This window comes from Agromyces albus (genome assembly GCF_030815405.1).
GTDB classification, from domain to species: domain Bacteria; phylum Actinomycetota; class Actinomycetes; order Actinomycetales; family Microbacteriaceae; genus Agromyces; species Agromyces albus_A.
Genome location: NZ_JAUSWX010000001.1, coordinates 1103663 through 1118221 on the forward strand (window position 1 = coordinate 1103663; position 14559 = coordinate 1118221).

The 14559-nt window shown below is 68.0% G+C and carries 16 protein-coding genes; 14 read left to right on the forward strand and 2 right to left on the reverse strand.

What is annotated here, in order from left to right:
- Positions 1-3: 3 nt before the first annotated feature.
- Positions 4-939, reverse strand: coding sequence for a cysteine synthase A (cysK, locus tag QFZ29_RS05105; protein ID WP_306893146.1), 936 nt, complete (start codon positions 937-939; stop codon positions 4-6).
- A 95-nt stretch (positions 940-1034) separates the two neighbouring features.
- On the opposite strand from cysK, the gene prmC reads away from it, so the two are divergent.
- The gene (gene prmC / locus QFZ29_RS05110) at positions 1035-1907 is read left to right on the forward strand and encodes a peptide chain release factor N(5)-glutamine methyltransferase (protein WP_306896608.1); all 873 of its coding nucleotides are present in this window, start codon (positions 1035-1037) and stop codon (positions 1905-1907) included.
- 1 nt (position 1908) lies between these two features.
- Here prmC and QFZ29_RS05115 read toward each other — a convergent pair whose 3' ends face one another.
- Entirely contained in the window at positions 1909-2907 is a 999-nt protein-coding gene (locus tag QFZ29_RS05115; RefSeq protein ID WP_306893147.1) for a TetR/AcrR family transcriptional regulator, read from the reverse strand.
- 123 nt (positions 2908-3030) lie between these two features.
- On the opposite strand from QFZ29_RS05115, the gene QFZ29_RS05120 reads away from it, so the two are divergent.
- The 13 genes from QFZ29_RS05120 to QFZ29_RS05180 all read left to right on the forward strand — a co-directional run bounded on the left by QFZ29_RS05120 (position 3031) and on the right by QFZ29_RS05180 (position 14551).
- Positions 3031-3963 (forward strand): ATP-binding cassette domain-containing protein, encoded by a 933-nt coding sequence (locus QFZ29_RS05120; RefSeq protein WP_306893148.1) that lies wholly within the window; start codon positions 3031-3033, stop codon positions 3961-3963.
- Positions 3964-3968: 5 nt separating this feature from the next.
- Positions 3969-4757, forward strand: coding sequence for an ABC transporter permease (locus QFZ29_RS05125; protein WP_306893149.1), 789 nt, complete (start codon positions 3969-3971; stop codon positions 4755-4757).
- Positions 4758-4863: 106 nt separating this feature from the next.
- Positions 4864-5643, forward strand: a complete 780-nt coding sequence (locus QFZ29_RS05130) for an L-threonylcarbamoyladenylate synthase (protein ID WP_306893150.1) — start codon at positions 4864-4866, stop codon at positions 5641-5643.
- A complete protein-coding gene (locus QFZ29_RS05135) occupies positions 5640-6854 on the forward strand; it encodes an MraY family glycosyltransferase (RefSeq protein WP_306893151.1) in 1215 nt (404 codons plus the stop codon). The genes QFZ29_RS05130 and QFZ29_RS05135 overlap by 4 nt, the downstream gene beginning before the upstream one ends.
- A 113-nt stretch (positions 6855-6967) precedes the next feature.
- Positions 6968-7450 (forward strand): hypothetical protein, encoded by a 483-nt coding sequence (locus QFZ29_RS05140; protein WP_306893152.1) that lies wholly within the window; start codon positions 6968-6970, stop codon positions 7448-7450.
- Positions 7451-7634: 184 nt separating this feature from the next.
- Positions 7635-8414 (forward strand): F0F1 ATP synthase subunit A, encoded by a 780-nt coding sequence (gene atpB, locus QFZ29_RS05145; RefSeq protein WP_306893153.1) that lies wholly within the window; start codon positions 7635-7637, stop codon positions 8412-8414.
- Positions 8415-8459: 45 nt separating this feature from the next.
- On the forward strand, positions 8460-8696 hold the full coding sequence (gene atpE / locus QFZ29_RS05150; protein ID WP_090711036.1) for an ATP synthase F0 subunit C: 237 nt from the start codon (positions 8460-8462) through the stop codon (positions 8694-8696).
- Positions 8697-8727: 31 nt separating this feature from the next.
- Positions 8728-9297 (forward strand): F0F1 ATP synthase subunit B, encoded by a 570-nt coding sequence (locus tag QFZ29_RS05155; RefSeq protein WP_306893154.1) that lies wholly within the window; start codon positions 8728-8730, stop codon positions 9295-9297.
- Between the two features lie 3 nt (positions 9298-9300).
- A complete protein-coding gene (locus QFZ29_RS05160) occupies positions 9301-10095 on the forward strand; it encodes a F0F1 ATP synthase subunit delta (protein WP_306893155.1) in 795 nt (264 codons plus the stop codon).
- A 74-nt stretch (positions 10096-10169) separates the two neighbouring features.
- A complete protein-coding gene (atpA, locus tag QFZ29_RS05165; protein WP_129520870.1) occupies positions 10170-11807 on the forward strand; it encodes a F0F1 ATP synthase subunit alpha in 1638 nt (545 codons plus the stop codon).
- Between the two features lie 92 nt (positions 11808-11899).
- Positions 11900-12802 carry a F0F1 ATP synthase subunit gamma gene (locus QFZ29_RS05170; RefSeq protein ID WP_214868276.1) on the forward strand — a complete coding sequence of 301 codons (903 nt, stop codon included), beginning with the start codon at positions 11900-11902 and terminating at the stop codon, positions 12800-12802.
- A gap of 22 nt (positions 12803-12824) precedes the next feature.
- Positions 12825-14288 carry a F0F1 ATP synthase subunit beta gene (atpD, locus tag QFZ29_RS05175; RefSeq protein WP_306893156.1) on the forward strand — a complete coding sequence of 488 codons (1464 nt, stop codon included), beginning with the start codon at positions 12825-12827 and terminating at the stop codon, positions 14286-14288.
- A 2-nt stretch (positions 14289-14290) separates the two neighbouring features.
- Complete coding sequence (locus QFZ29_RS05180) at positions 14291-14551, forward strand: F0F1 ATP synthase subunit epsilon (RefSeq protein ID WP_129520873.1); 261 nt, start codon at positions 14291-14293, stop codon at positions 14549-14551.
- The last annotated feature ends 8 nt before the right edge of the window (positions 14552-14559 follow it).

The following is a 14559-nucleotide window of genomic DNA, read 5'->3' on the forward strand; positions in this document are numbered from 1 at the left end:
CGCTCAGTCAAGCAGACCTTCGTACAGCACCGTCGACAGGTACCGCTCGCCGTAGCTCGCTGCGATCACCACGATGGTCTTGCCGGCGTTCTCGGGTCGATTCGCAAGCTGCGCCGCCGCGTAGATCGTTGCGCCCGAGGAGATGCCGCCGAGGATGCCCTCCTCGACGCCGAGGCGGCGAGCGGTCGCGATGGCCTGGTCGATGTTCACGTCGATGATCTCGTCGTAGATGTCGCGGTCGAGGATCGCCGGCACGAAGTTCGCTCCGATGCCCTGGATCTTGTGGGGGCCGGGCGCGCCGCCGTTGAGGATCGGCGACTCGGCGGGCTCGACGCCCACGATCTTCACGTCGGGCTTGCGCTCCTTGAGCACCTGGCCGACGCCCGAGATCGTGCCGCCGGTGCCGATGCCCGACACGAAGATGTCGACTTCGCCGTCGGTGTCGTTCCAGACCTCCTCGGCCGTCGTACGGCGGTGGATCTCGACGTTCGCCTCGTTCTCGAACTGCTTCGCGAGCACTGCTCCGGGGGTCTCCGCGACGAGCTGCTCGGCGCGGGCGACGGCGCCCTTCATGCCCTCGCTGCCGGGAGTCAGCACGAGCTCAGCGCCATAGGCTCGGAGGAGGCCGCGGCGCTCCTTGCTCATCGTCTCGGGCATCGCGATGATGACGCGGTAGCCGCGTGCTGCGCCGACCATCGCGAGTGCGATGCCGGTGTTGCCGCTCGTGCCCTCGACGATCGTGCCGCCGGGTGCGAGCTCGCCCGAGGCCTCTGCGGCGTCGACGATCGCGACGCCCAGGCGGTCTTTCACGCTCGCCGACGGGTTGTAGAACTCGAGCTTTGCGAGCACCGTGGCGTCTGCGCCGTCGGTCACTCGGTTGAGACGCACGAGCGGGGTGCGCCCGAATACCTCGGTGATGTTGTCGAAGACCTGTGCCATGATGATCCCTCTCGTGACGGCGTGTGCCGCGCTCAGCCTATGGTCGGGGTGCACTCACCGGCTCGTGCGTTACATTCCATTGCGTGGATCAACGGATGCCGGGGCCCGGCGCGCACCCCCTTCGGGCGATTCGCGACGGCGTCGTCGCCCGTCTGGCCGCTGCGGGCGTGCCCGATCCCGAGGTCGACGCCGAGCTGCTCATCGGCCACGTGCTCGGCCTCTCGCGCGGCGGAGTGCAGGCGAAGCTCGTCATGGACGGCGAGCTGGAGGAGTCGGATGCCGCGTCGCTCGACGCGCTCGTCGCCCGTCGTGTCCGCCGTGAGCCCCTGCAGCACCTCACCGGCCGGGCCGCCTTCCGTTCGCTCGACCTCTTCGTCGGTCCTGGAGTCTTCGTGCCGCGGCCCGAGACCGAGGAGGTCGCCCAGCTCGCGATCGATGCCCTGCGGGCGGTGGCCGAGCCCGAGCCGATCGCGGTCGATCTCGGTTCGGGCACGGGTGCGATCGCGCTCGCCCTCGCGACCGAGGTGCCGCACGCGCGCGTCTGGGCGGTCGAGAACTCGCCCGAGGCGTTCCCGTGGACGCGCCGCAACGTCGAGGCGATCGGCGCGCCGAACCTCGACCTCGTGTTCGGCGATCTCGCGCTCGCGCTGCCGGAGCTCGACGGCCGAGTCGCCGTGGTCGTGTCGAATCCGCCGTACGTGCCGCTCGCCGAGATTCCGCGCGACCCCGAGGTGCGACTCTACGATCCCGTGCACGCGCTCTACGGCGGCGCCGACGGGCTCGACGTGGTGCGGGCGCTCTCGAAGCGCGCGCTAGGGCTGCTCCGGCCCGGCGGAGTGCTCGTGATCGAGCACGGGGAGCGGCAGTCGGCGGGCATCGCCGCGCTGCTGGCATCCGACGGCTGGCGGGCCATCGCCCATCACCGCGACCTGACCACCCGCGACCGGGCGACGACCGCGCTGCGCTGAATCACGGTCGGCTGTTGCGCTCGAGCTGTTCCCGCTCGCGTCGCGCGATCTTCTCCCGTTCGTGCTTCTCGCGCTCGAGCGCGTGCTTGACGGCCTCGCGTTCGCGCTTCTGCGCCTCGCGCAGGGCCTTCTCCGCCTCGCGGCGAGCCTTCGCGGCCTCGCGCACGGCCTTGTCGCGGGGGAGGAGCAGCGCCGGCTCGGGCTCGGGCCCCCTCGCCGTCGTGGGCGCTCCCGATTCGAGTCGGCCGACGTGGTACTCGATGCCGTCGAGGATGCGCTCGAGGCCGAACGAGAAGTCCGCGTCGGCCTCGTCGTCGGCCGCTTCGGGGCCCCCGGTGTATCCGCCCGTGGTCATCAACGGACTCAGGTAGGGGAATCGCTCGGGGGTCACGAGCTCGATGAGCGCCTCGAGGAAGTTCTCGCCCGTGACGTCACCGGCGTCGCGCGCGGCGGCCGCGGCGGCGACGAGGTCGCGTTCCTGCGCGCTCGTGGCACGTGCGTAGCTCGTGACGAGCAGGAGCGCCGACATCTTCTCGCCGTCGCTCAGGGGGAGAGACCGCACCTCACGCAGGAACCAGTCGACGAGCATGAGGTTCTTCGGCGTGATCGGGGCCCCTGAGATCGGGATGTCGACGATCCAAGGGTGCGTGCGGTACGCATCCCGGATCGCGAGCACCCACGCCGTCACCCCCTCGCGCCACGTGCGCTCGAGCGCGTCGTCGGGCACCGACACGTCGATCGCGCCCTCCTGCATGAGCAGGATCAGGTCGTCCTTGCTCGTCACGTAGCGGTAGAGCGACATCGTCGTGAAGCCGAGGGAGGCGGCGACCCGGCTCATCGACACCGCCGAGAGCCCCTCGGCGTCGGCGATCTCGATCGCCGCGTCGACGATGCGTTCGATGGAGAGCTCGCGTTTCGGGCCGCGTTGCGGATGCGTCGCGACGCCCCACGCGAGCGCGACACCGCGGGGGAGCTCGGGGTCGGGTCGCACTCGGCTCACATCGGCTCCCGTTCTCGATTTCCTGTTGACCCACAGTCTAGAACTGTGTATTAGTTAAACAACAGTGCACCACATAAACAGTTTGCGACATACGCAGACGATTCACCTCGAAAGGACCGGGACATGACTCTCGCCATCGACGTGCGAGGCCTCCGCAAGCGATTCGGACGCACCGACGTGCTTGCAGGCCTCGACCTCGCCGTGCCGACCGGCACCGTCTTCGCCCTGCTCGGGCCGAACGGCGCGGGCAAGACGACGACCATCAACATCCTCACAACTCTCGTCCAAGCCGACGCGGGCACTGTCCGCGTGGCAGGTTTCGACGTCTCCGCCGAACCCGGGGAGGTCAAGCGGCGCATCAGCCTCACGGGTCAGTCGGCCGCCGTCGACGAGGTGCTGAACGGCACGGAGAATCTCGTGATGATGGGCCGCCTCTCCGGCCTCGGCCGAACGGAGGCGCGCTCGCGGGCGGCCGAACTGCTCGAACGATTCGGGCTCACGGATGCCGCAACCCGCCGCGTGGGCACGTACTCCGGCGGCATGCGCCGCCGACTCGACCTCGCGCTCAGCCTGATCCTCGCCCTGCCGGTCGTGTTCCTCGACGAGCCGACCACGGGGCTCGACACCCGCAGCCGCCAGGAGCTCTGGGGCGTCATCCGCTCGCTTGCCGAAGCCGGCACGACGGTCTTCCTCACGACGCAGTACCTCGAGGAGGCCGATCGGCTCGCTGACCGGATCGCCGTGCTCGACCACGGCCGCATCGCTGCCGAGGGCACCGCCGACGAGCTCAAGGCGCGGATCGGCGGCGACGTCGTCGAGCTCCGTGACATCGACGGGGAACTCCTCGTCGAGCTGCCCACCGACGGCACCGTGCACGGGCTGCGCGCAGCGATCGACGAGCTCGATCGGCGCGCGGCATCCGGCGCACCGGGCGTCAGTGTCGCGATCCGCCGCCCGAGCCTCGACGACGTGTTCCTCGCGATCACGGCGGGCGGATCGCCTGCCGATCCAGCCGCCCACGGGCTCGCCCGCCCCGAACTCATCGAATCGAAGTGACGACCATGACCACGCTCACGCAGACCCGCCCCCGCCTCAGCCCCTTCACCGCCGAGGCGACCTTCATCAACCGCAGCCTCATCCACTCGGTGCGCGACGTCGAGGCGCTCCTCATGGCCGTCGTGCTGCCGGTCATGCTCATGCTGATGTTCACGTTCATCTTCGGCAACGCGATCGACCCGTCGGGAGGCTACGTCGACTACGTCGTGCCCGGCATCATCCTGCTCTGCGCCGGATTCGGGGCGTCCTCGACGGCGATCGCGGTCTCGCGCGACATGACGACGGGCATCATCGACCGCTTCCGCACGATGCCGCTGCGCAGCGGAGCCGTGCTCACCGGACACGTCGTCGCGAGCCTCGCACGCAACCTCCTCGCGACGGGCGTCGTGATCGCGGTCGCGCTGCTCGTCGGATTCCGTCCGGTGGCCTCGCCGCTCGAGTGGCTCGGCGTGGTCGCCATCGTGGGGCTCTACATCCTCGCGATCACCTACCTGTTCGCGGCCATCGGCATCGCCGCCTCGACGCCCGACGCGGCGAGCGGCTACGGGTTCATCCTGTTGTTCCTGCCGTACATCTCGAGCGCGTTCGTGCCGGTCGACACGATGCCCGAGTGGTTGCAGTGGGTGGCTGACAACCAGCCGATCACGCCCGTGATCGAGACCATCCGCGGGCTCCTCATGCACACGCCCCTCGGCGACTCGGCGTGGCTGGCCGTCGTCTGGTGCGTCGGCATCACCACCGTGTCGGTCGTGTGGGGCGCGTGGTTGTTCCGTCGCAAGGCCGGGCGCCGCTGACGACGGGATGAGACCGGCGGATGCCGCGGCGCGCATGTGTCGCGGCATCCGTCGCGCTTTCAGCTGCCATCGGCCTCATCGGGCGCTGGTCTAGAATCGAGCGGTCATGACTGCCACCTACGACTGTTCGGTCGATTCCCAGCTGCTCGCCGGAATGCGACTCGCGCGCGGCGCCATCGCGAGGGGCGAGCTCGTCGTGATACCGACCGACACCGTCTACGGCGTCGCCGCCGATGCCTTCAACGCCGAAGCGGTCGCGAGGCTCCTCGACGCGAAGGGCCGCGACCGCACCTCGCCGCCGCCTGTGCTGATCCCCGGGATCCCCACGCTCGACGCGCTCGCGAGCGAGGTGCCCGGCCCGGTGCGCGAACTGGTGGCCGAGTTCTGGCCCGGCGGTCTCACGGTGATCCTGCACGCGCAGCCGTCCCTGCAGTGGGACCTCGGCGAGACGCGCGGCACCGTGGCGCTGCGCATGCCGGCGAACCCGATCGCCCTCGAGCTCCTTTCCGAGACTGGACCGCTCGCCGTGTCGTCCGCCAACCTGTCGGGCATGCCGTCGGCCACGACGGCAGCGGCCGCCGCCGAAATGCTCGGCGATTCGGTCACCGTCTACCTCGACGGGGGAGCGGCGGGCGAGGCCTATGCGCCGATCGGCGAACGGCCGGGCGACACCTCGTCGACCATCATCGACGCGACCGGCCTCGCGGAAGACGGCGGAACCCTCCGCATCGTGCGCGCCGGCGTGATCTCACGTGAGCAGATCGCCGCGGTCGTCGGCGAGGAGCTGCTCGCCCCCGCCCCCGGCGGGCCGCGTGCCGATGACGCGGCATCCGAATCGCCCACTCCTGCCCCCGGCGACGACGGAGCGGATGCCGCCATCTCATGACCCTCTACCTCGCGCTCGCCCTCGTGGCCGCGCTCGTGACCTTCGGCGGGTCGATCCTCGTCTGGAAGCTCAGCCTCAAGTACCGGCTGTACCCGAAGATCCGCGACCGAGACGTGCACACGCGCCCGACGCCGCGACTCGGCGGCATCGCGATGTTCGTCGGCATCGTGATCGCGATCGCTGCGGCCGCGTTCATGTCGACGCTCGGCTCCTCGCGCTTCTCGATCCTCTCGATCGTCTTCCAGAATCCGGGCCAGATGCTCGCGATCCTGGGTGCCGCGCTGCTCATCGTGCTCATCGGCGTCGCCGACGACATCTGGGACCTCGACTGGACCACCAAGCTCGCCGGCCAGTTCATCGCCGCGGGCCTCATCGCGTGGCAGGGCGTGACGATCGTGTCGCTCCCGATCGGCGGCATCACGGTGGGATCGTCGTGGATGAGCGCGGCGATCACGGTGTTCGCGATCGTGCTCGTCATGAACGCCATCAACTTCATCGACGGGCTCGACGGGCTCGTCGCCGGCGTCGCGCTCATCGCGAGCGGCACCTTCTTCCTCTACACGTACCTCCTCGTGCAGAAGACGTCGCCGCAGAACTACTTCAACATCGCGTCACTGCTCGCGGTCGTGCTCGTCGGGGCCTGCATCGGGTTCCTGCCGCTCAACTGGCACCCCGCGAAGCTCTTCATGGGCGATGCAGGGGCCCTCCTCATCGGCCTCCTGATGGCCACTTCTGCGATCGCCGTCACGGGCCAGATCGACCCGTTCTCGATCGGCGGCGGCGAGCTCTTCCCGGCGTTCATCCCGATCATCCTGCCGTTCGCGGTGCTGCTCATCCCGCTCCTCGACTTCGGGCTCGCGGTGATCCGGCGCCTCAGGGCCGGCAAGTCGCCGTTCGCTGCGGATCGCAAGCACTTGCACCACCGCCTCCTCGACATGGGCCACTCGCACCTGCACGCGGTGCTCATCTTCTACGCCTGGACGGCGGTCGCATCGATCGGATGCCTCCTGAGCTTCGTCTTCCCGGTTTACTACCGCATCTCGTCGATCTGGGCGTTCCTCCTCCTCGGCATCGGATTCATCGTCTGCGCTGCGTTCACGCTCGCGCCGCTCGGCCGTCGCAAGCGCCTTACCGTCGCCGCCGAGGCGGATGGGCCCGAGGGGCCGGCCGCGGCGCTCGACGAGCTCGAGGGCGCCGCCGCCGGCGCCTGACGAGCTCGAGGCGCCGCCGACGACGCCCGATGCGCTCGAGACGCCGGCCACCACGCCCGACGCACCTGTCACGCACATCCAGCCGGCGGCATCCGGCAATCCCGAACTGGAGCATGATGACCGACCCGCGTCCTGAACCCGCCGACCGCACGCCCACCTCGAACCCGGTGCTCCGCAAGGCACTCACATGGGGCGGCGTGCTCGCCGGCGTCATCGCGATCGTGAGCGCCTCACTCGGGTTCGTCGTCGACGGCACATCGGGCCTCGTGAGCGGCCTCATCGGCACGCTCATGGCGGTGGTCTTCATGGGCATCACCGCCGCGAGCATCCTCGTCGCCAACCGGTTCGCCGGCAGCGACCTGTTCGTCGGCGCGTTCTTCGGCATCGTGCTGGGCGGCTGGCTCCTGAAGTTCATCGCCTTCATCGTGCTCGTCGTGCTGTTGCGCGACGCCGCGTGGCTGAATCCCACGGTGCTGTTCCTCAGCCTCGTCGCGGGGGTCATCGCTTCGCTCGTCGTCGACGTGCTGGTGGTCGCGAAGTCGCGCATGCCGTATGCGAGCGACGTGCAGCTGCCGAAGCCTCCTGCCGACGACTGAGCGGCCTCGGGCGATTCGTCCGCCGCGCGAAGTATTGCTAGAGTATTGACGATCCCCCACGGTTTCTGCGCGGCTTCGGCCTGTGCGGAATTCCGTTCCGATGTTCGTCGTCGCGAGAGCCGAGCTCCACGCCCCGAAACAGGAGATAGCGCTGCTAGCTAACGCCCTGAACCTTCTGGTTCCGATGTCTACCGATGATGGTGAGTTTCACGGGCCGTCGATTCTCGAGTTCTTCCCCGGCGCGCTGCTCTTCGAGGGCACCGGCTTCGAGATCAACCGCATCATCCTCGTCCGCTTCGTCGCCGTCGCTGCGCTCATTCTCGTGTTCTGGCTCGGCACCCGCCGCATGCAGGTCGTTCCCGGCCGGTTCCAGAGCCTCGTCGAGATGGGGCTCGACCTCGTTCGCGTGAACATCGCCGACGACCTCCTCGGCAAGAAAGACGGCAAGCGGTTCCTGCCGCTGCTCACCACGATCTTCTTCATGGTGCTGTTCATGAACCTCACGGGTGTCATCCCGTTCCTGAACATCGCCGGCACGTCGGTCATCGGCGTGCCGCTGGTGCTCGCGATCGTCGCCTACGTCTCGTTCATCTACGCGGGCATCAGGAAGAACCCCAAGAACTTCTTCAAGAACTCGCTCTTCCCCTCGGGCGTGCCGTGGCCGGTCTACATCATCGTCACGCCGATCGAGTTCATCTCGACCTTCATCATCCGGCCGATCACGCTCACCCTGCGACTCATGATGAACATGATCGTCGGGCACCTGCTGCTCGTGCTCTTCTTCGCGGCGACGCAGTTCTTCTTCTTCACGGCAGGCGGCGGCTGGGCTGCGCTCGGTGTCGGGAGCCTGGCCTTCGGGTTCGTCTTCACGCTCTTCGAGATCCTCGTCGCCGTACTGCAGGCCTACGTCTTCGCCCTCCTCACCGCGGTCTACATCCAGCTCGCGGTCGCAGAAGAGCACTGAGCTCGGGCACCCGCCCAGCACATCCCTAGGAAAGGAAAACCCAACGTGGACGCAACTACCGTTCTCGCTGAGATCAACGGCAACATCGCGACGGTCGGTTACGGCCTCGCGGCGATCGGCCCGGCAATCGGCGTCGGCATCGTCGTCGGCAAGACGATCGAGGGCGTTGCCCGTCAGCCTGAGCTCGCCGGCCGCCTGCAGGTGCTGATGTGGATCGGCATCGCCTTCACCGAGGCGCTCGCCTTCATCGGCATCGCCACGTACTTCATCTTCACCGCTTAGTCCGCATTCCGCAGCGATTTAGGAGGCCACCGTGCTTCACGCAGTACTCAGGGCTGCAGAGGAGGGCCACGAGGCGACCCCCAACCCGGTACTTCCCGAGGTCTACGACATCCTCTGGTCGGCGGTCTGCTTCGTCATCATCCTCGCCTTCTTCTGGAAGTACGTGCTGCCGCGCGTGCAGAAGCTGCTCGATGAGCGCGGCGAGGCGATCGAAGGCAATATCGCGAAAGCCGACGAGGCGCAGCGCAAGGCCGAGGCGGCGCTCGAGCAGTACACCGCCCAGCTCGCCGACGCGCGCATCGAGGCGGGCCGCATCCGCGAGTCCGCCCGCGACGACAGCAAGACGATCGTCGCCGAGGCGCGCGAGCAGGCTCTCAGCGAAGCCGCACGCATCGCCGCGAGCGCACAGGCGCAGATCGAGGCGGAGCGCCAGGCGGCGCTCGTATCGCTTCGCTCCGATGTCGGCACCCTCGCGATCGACCTCGCGTCGGGCGTCATCGGTGAGAGCCTCGCCGACGACGCGAAGGCGCAGAGCGTCGTCGACCGTTTCCTCGCCGAACTCGAGGCGTCCGAGCAGGCCGCCGCCGGGGGGAAGAGCTAGCCCATGGGTAGCGCTACCAGAGGTGCTCTGGCCGATTCGCGAGCCGCGCTCGCCGAACTCGGCCGGGCCGACCTGTCGGTCGCCGAAGACCTGCTCTCCGCGGGGCGAGTCATCGGCTCGTCGTCGCAATTGCGCTCGGCGCTCACCGACATCGAAGCGGATGCCGCTCAGCGGCGCGCGCTCGTCGAGGCGGTCTTCGGTTCCCGCCTCTCCGCCGGCGCCGTCTCGCTCCTGCTGAGCGCCGCGGCTCGCCCGTGGTCGTCAGGTGATGACTTCCTGGCCGGCATCGAAGAGATCGGCATCCGCGTCGCCGCGGATTCCGCGCCAGACGACGTCGACCTCGCGGCCGAGCTCTTCACGTTCGAACGCGCGGTCACTTCCGACGACGAGCTCGAGCTCGCACTCGGCAGCAAGCTGAGCCCGCGCGACGAGAAGACGAAGATCGTCGACCGGTTGCTCGCCGGCAAGGCGACCCCGCAGACCGTCGTGATCGTGCGCCACCTCGTGCAGCAGCCCCGCGGCCGACGCATCGGCGAACTGCTGCGGCACGCGGCATCCATCGTCGCCGACCAGCGCGGATTCGACATCGCGACCGTCACGACCGCCGTACCGCTCACGCCCGCGCAGCTCTCGCGACTCGAGCAGGGCCTCACGGCCCGCGCCGGCCGTCGGGTGCGGTTCGACACCATCGTCGACCCGGCCGTGGTCGGCGGGGTTCGCGTGCAGATCGGCGACGACGTCATCGACGGCAGCGTCGCCGCACGCCTCAGCTCGCTGAGGCAGAAACTTGCCGGCTGACGCCGGAGAAACGACCGGCGTCCGCGCCGTGACAGACCAGTAGCTGTACAACCGGTACAGAAAAGGGAAAGACAATGGCAGAACTCACCATCAGCCCCGACGAGATCCGTTCGGCTCTCTCGGAGTTCGTCTCGTCGTACGAGCCGGGCCAGGCGCAGAAGACCGAGGTCGGACACGTCACCGACGCCGGTGACGGCATCGCGCACGTCGAGGGCCTGCCCTCGGTCATGGCGAACGAGCTCGTACGCTTCGCCGACGGCACGCTCGGCCTCGCGCTGAACCTCGACGAAGACGAGATCGGCGTCGTCGTGCTCGGCGAGTTCACCGGCATCGAAGAGGGCATGGAGGTGACCCGCACGGGCGAGGTCCTCTCGGTTCCCGTCGGTGAGGGCTACCTCGGCCGCGTCGTCGACCCGCTCGGCAACCCGATCGACGGACTCGGCGACATCGCGACCGACGGCCGCCGTGCGCTCGAGCTCCAGGCTCCGGGCGTCATGCAGCGCAAGTCGGTGCACGAGCCGCTGCAGACCGGCATCAAGGCGATCGACGCGATGATCCCCGTCGGCCGCGGCCAGCGCCAGCTCATCATCGGCGACCGCCAGACCGGCAAGACGGCCATCGCGATCGACACGATCATCAACCAGAAGGCCAACTGGCAGTCCGGCGACCCGTCGAAGCAGGTTCGCTGCATCTACGTCGCGATCGGCCAGAAGGGCTCGACGATCGCGGGCGTGAAGGGCGCGCTCGAAGACGCCGGAGCCATGGAGTACACGACGATCGTCGCGGCCCCCGCTTCCGACCCGGCCGGCTTCAAGTACCTCGCGCCGTACACGGGCTCGGCCATCGGCCAGCACTGGATGTACGACTCGAAGCACGTGCTGATCATCTTCGACGACCTGTCGAAGCAGGCCGAGGCCTACCGTGCCGTGTCGCTCCTCCTGCGTCGCCCGCCCGGACGCGAAGCCTACCCGGGCGACGTCTTCTACCTGCACTCGCGACTGCTCGAGCGTTGCGCGAAGCTCTCCGACGAGCTCGGCGCCGGCTCGATGACCGGCCTGCCGATCATCGAGACCAAGGCCAACGACGTGTCGGCGTACATCCCGACCAACGTGATCTCGATCACCGACGGCCAGATCTTCCTGCAGTCCGACCTCTTCAACTCGAACCAGCGCCCCGCGGTCGACGTCGGCATCTCGGTGTCGCGAGTCGGCGGCGACGCGCAGGTCAAGTCGATCAAGAAGGTCTCGGGCACGCTGAAGCTCGAGCTCGCGCAGTACCGCTCGCTCGAGGCGTTCGCGATGTTCGCGAGCGACCTCGACGCCGCGAGCCGTCGCCAGCTCGCCCGCGGCGCGCGCCTCACCGAGCTGCTCAAGCAGCCGCAGTACTCGCCGTACCCCGTCGAGGAGCAGGTCGTCTCGATCTGGGCCGGCACGAACGGCAAGCTCGACGAGGTGCCGGTCGAAGACATCCTCCGCTTCGAGCGCGAGCTGCTCGACTACCTCGGCCGCAACACCGAGGTGCTCTCGACGCTGCGCGACACGAACGTGCTGAGCGACGAGACCGCCGCGACGCTCGAGGCGGAGATCGACAAGTTCAAGCTCGAGTTCCAGACGGGTGAGGGCAAACCCCTCGCCTCCGTCGGGTCGGAGCAGTTCGAAGCGATCGCTGAAGAAGAGGTCGTCCAGGAGAAGATCGTGAAGGGCCGCCGCTAGTCGGATGCCTCGTTCCCTGGGGTTCTCGGGAACGAACCCCTCGGGGTCGACTCGAGAACCGCAGGTACCGGAACACAGGACACAGGAGAAACATGGGAGCGCAACTTCGGGTCTACCGGCAGAAGATCAAGACTGCCCAGACGACCAAGAAGATCACCCGAGCCATGGAGCTGATCTCCGCGTCGCGGATCCAGAGGGCGCAGGCGCGGGTCGCCGCATCGACGCCGTACTCCAACGCGATCACCCGAGCGGTCTCGGCCGTCGCGAGCTACTCGAACGTCGCGCACGTGCTCACCACCGAGCCCGAGCGCGTCGACCGCGCAGCGATCGTGATCTTCACCTCCGACCGCGGCCTCGCCGGTGCGTTCAACTCGCAGGTGCTTCGCGAAGCCGAGGAGCTCACCGAGCTGCTGAAGAGCCAGGGCAAGTCGGTCGACTACTTCCTGGTCGGGCGCAAGTCGGTCGGGTACTTCTCGTTCCGTCGTCGTGACTACGAGCGCAGCTGGATCGGCGGCACCGACAGCCCCGTCTTCGAGACCGCCAAGGAGATCAGCGACGCGGTGCTCGAGGCGTTCCTCCGCGATGCAGCCGACGGCGGCGTCGACGAGATCCACATCGTCTACAACCGCATGGTGAGCCGCATGACCCAGGTGCCGGTCGTCACGCGACTGCTCCCGCTCGAGGTCGTCGAGAGCGACGAGGCGCCGAGCGACAAGCACGAGGTGTTCCCGCTCTACGAGTTCGAGCCCGATGCGGAGACCGTCCTCGACGGACTGCTCCCGGTCTACATCGAGAGCCGTATCTACAACGCCATGCTGCAGTCGTCCGCGGCGAAGCACGCCGCGACGCAGAAGGCCATGAAGTCGGCCAGCGACAATGCCGACAAGCTCATCACCGACTACACGCGCCTTGCCAACAACGCGCGCCAGTCCGAGATCACCCAGCAGATTTCCGAGATCGTGGGCGGCGCCGACGCACTGTCGTCCGCCAAGTAGCCATTCAGAAGAGAGAGAACACATGACTGACACCGCTACCGCCCCGGCCGCGGTAACGCCCGTGGCCGGCGCCGTCGGCCGCGTCGCCCGGGTCACGGGCCCCGTCGTCGACATCGAGTTCCCGCACGACTCGATCCCCGAGATCTACAACGCGCTGAAGACGACGATCACGATCGGCGACCAGAGCAACGAGATCACGCTCGAGGTCGCGCAGCACCTCGGTGACGACCTCGTGCGCGCCATCGCGTTGAAGCCGACCGACGGCCTCGTCCGCGGCCAGGAGGTCACCGACACCGGCGAGGCCATCTCCGTGCCCGTCGGCGACGTCACCAAGGGCAAGGTCTTCAACGTCATCGGCGAGGTGCTCAACGCCGAGCCCGGTGAGACCATCGAGATCACCGAGCGCTGGCCGATCCACCGCAAGCCCCCGCGCTTCGACCAGCTCGAGTCGAAGACGCAGCTCTTCGAGACCGGCATCAAGGTCATCGACCTGCTCACGCCGTACGTGCAGGGTGGCAAGATCGGTCTCTTCGGCGGTGCCGGCGTCGGCAAGACCGTGCTCATCCAGGAGATGATCCAGCGTGTCGCGCAGGACCACGGTGGTGTGTCGGTGTTCGCGGGTGTCGGCGAGCGCACCCGTGAGGGCAACGACCTCATCCACGAGATGGAAGAGGCGGGCGTTTTCGACAAGACCGCCCTCGTCTTCGGCCAGATGGACGAGCCGCCGGGAACGCGTCTTCGCGTCGCGCTCTCCGCGCTCACGATGGCGGAGTACTTCCGCGACGTGCAGAAGCAGGACGTGCTGCTCTTCATCGACAACATCTTCCGCTTCACGCAGGCGGGCTCCGAGGTGTCGACGCTCCTCGGCCGCATGCCCTCCGCGGTGGGCTACCAGCCGAACCTCGCCGACGAGATGGGTGTGCTCCAGGAGCGCATCACCTCAACGCGTGGTCACTCGATCACCTCGCTGCAGGCGATCTACGTGCCGGCCGACGACTACACCGACCCGGCACCGGCGACCACGTTCGCCCACCTCGACGCCACGACCGAGCTCTCCCGTGAGATCGCGTCGAAGGGCCTCTACCCGGCCGTCGATCCGCTGACCTCCACGTCGCGAATCCTCGACCCCCGTTACCTGGGTGAAGACCACTACCGCGTTGCGACGACGGTCAAGCAGATCCTCCAGAAGAACAAGGAACTGCAGGAGATCATCGCCATCCTCGGTGTCGACGAGCTCTCCGAGGAAGACAAGATCACGGTGTCGCGTGCGCGCCGCATCCAGCAGTTCCTGTCGCAGAACACCTACATGGCGAAGAAGTTCACCGGTGTCGAGGGCTCGACCGTGCCGCTGAAGGACACGATCGAGTCGTTCGACGCGATTGCCAAGGGTGAGTACGACCACGTCGCCGAGCAGGCCTTCTTCAACGTCGGATCGATCTCCGACGTCGAAGAGAAGTGGGCGACGATCCAGAAGGAGAACGGCTGAGCATGGCCGCCCTCAACGTGAGTGTCGTCTCGGCCGACCAGGAAGTCTGGTCGGGCGAGGCGACCATGGTGGTGGCACGCACCGTCGAAGGTGAGATCGGCATTCTGCCGGGTCACGAGCCGATGCTCGCGATCCTTGCCGGCGGCGAGGTGCGGGTCACCCTGCCCGGAGGCGAGAAGATCACCGCGAACGCCGAAGACGGCTTCCTCTCGGTGCATTCGAATGCCGTGCAAGTTGTCGCATCGCGCGCCGAGCTCGCCTGAGAGGTGAC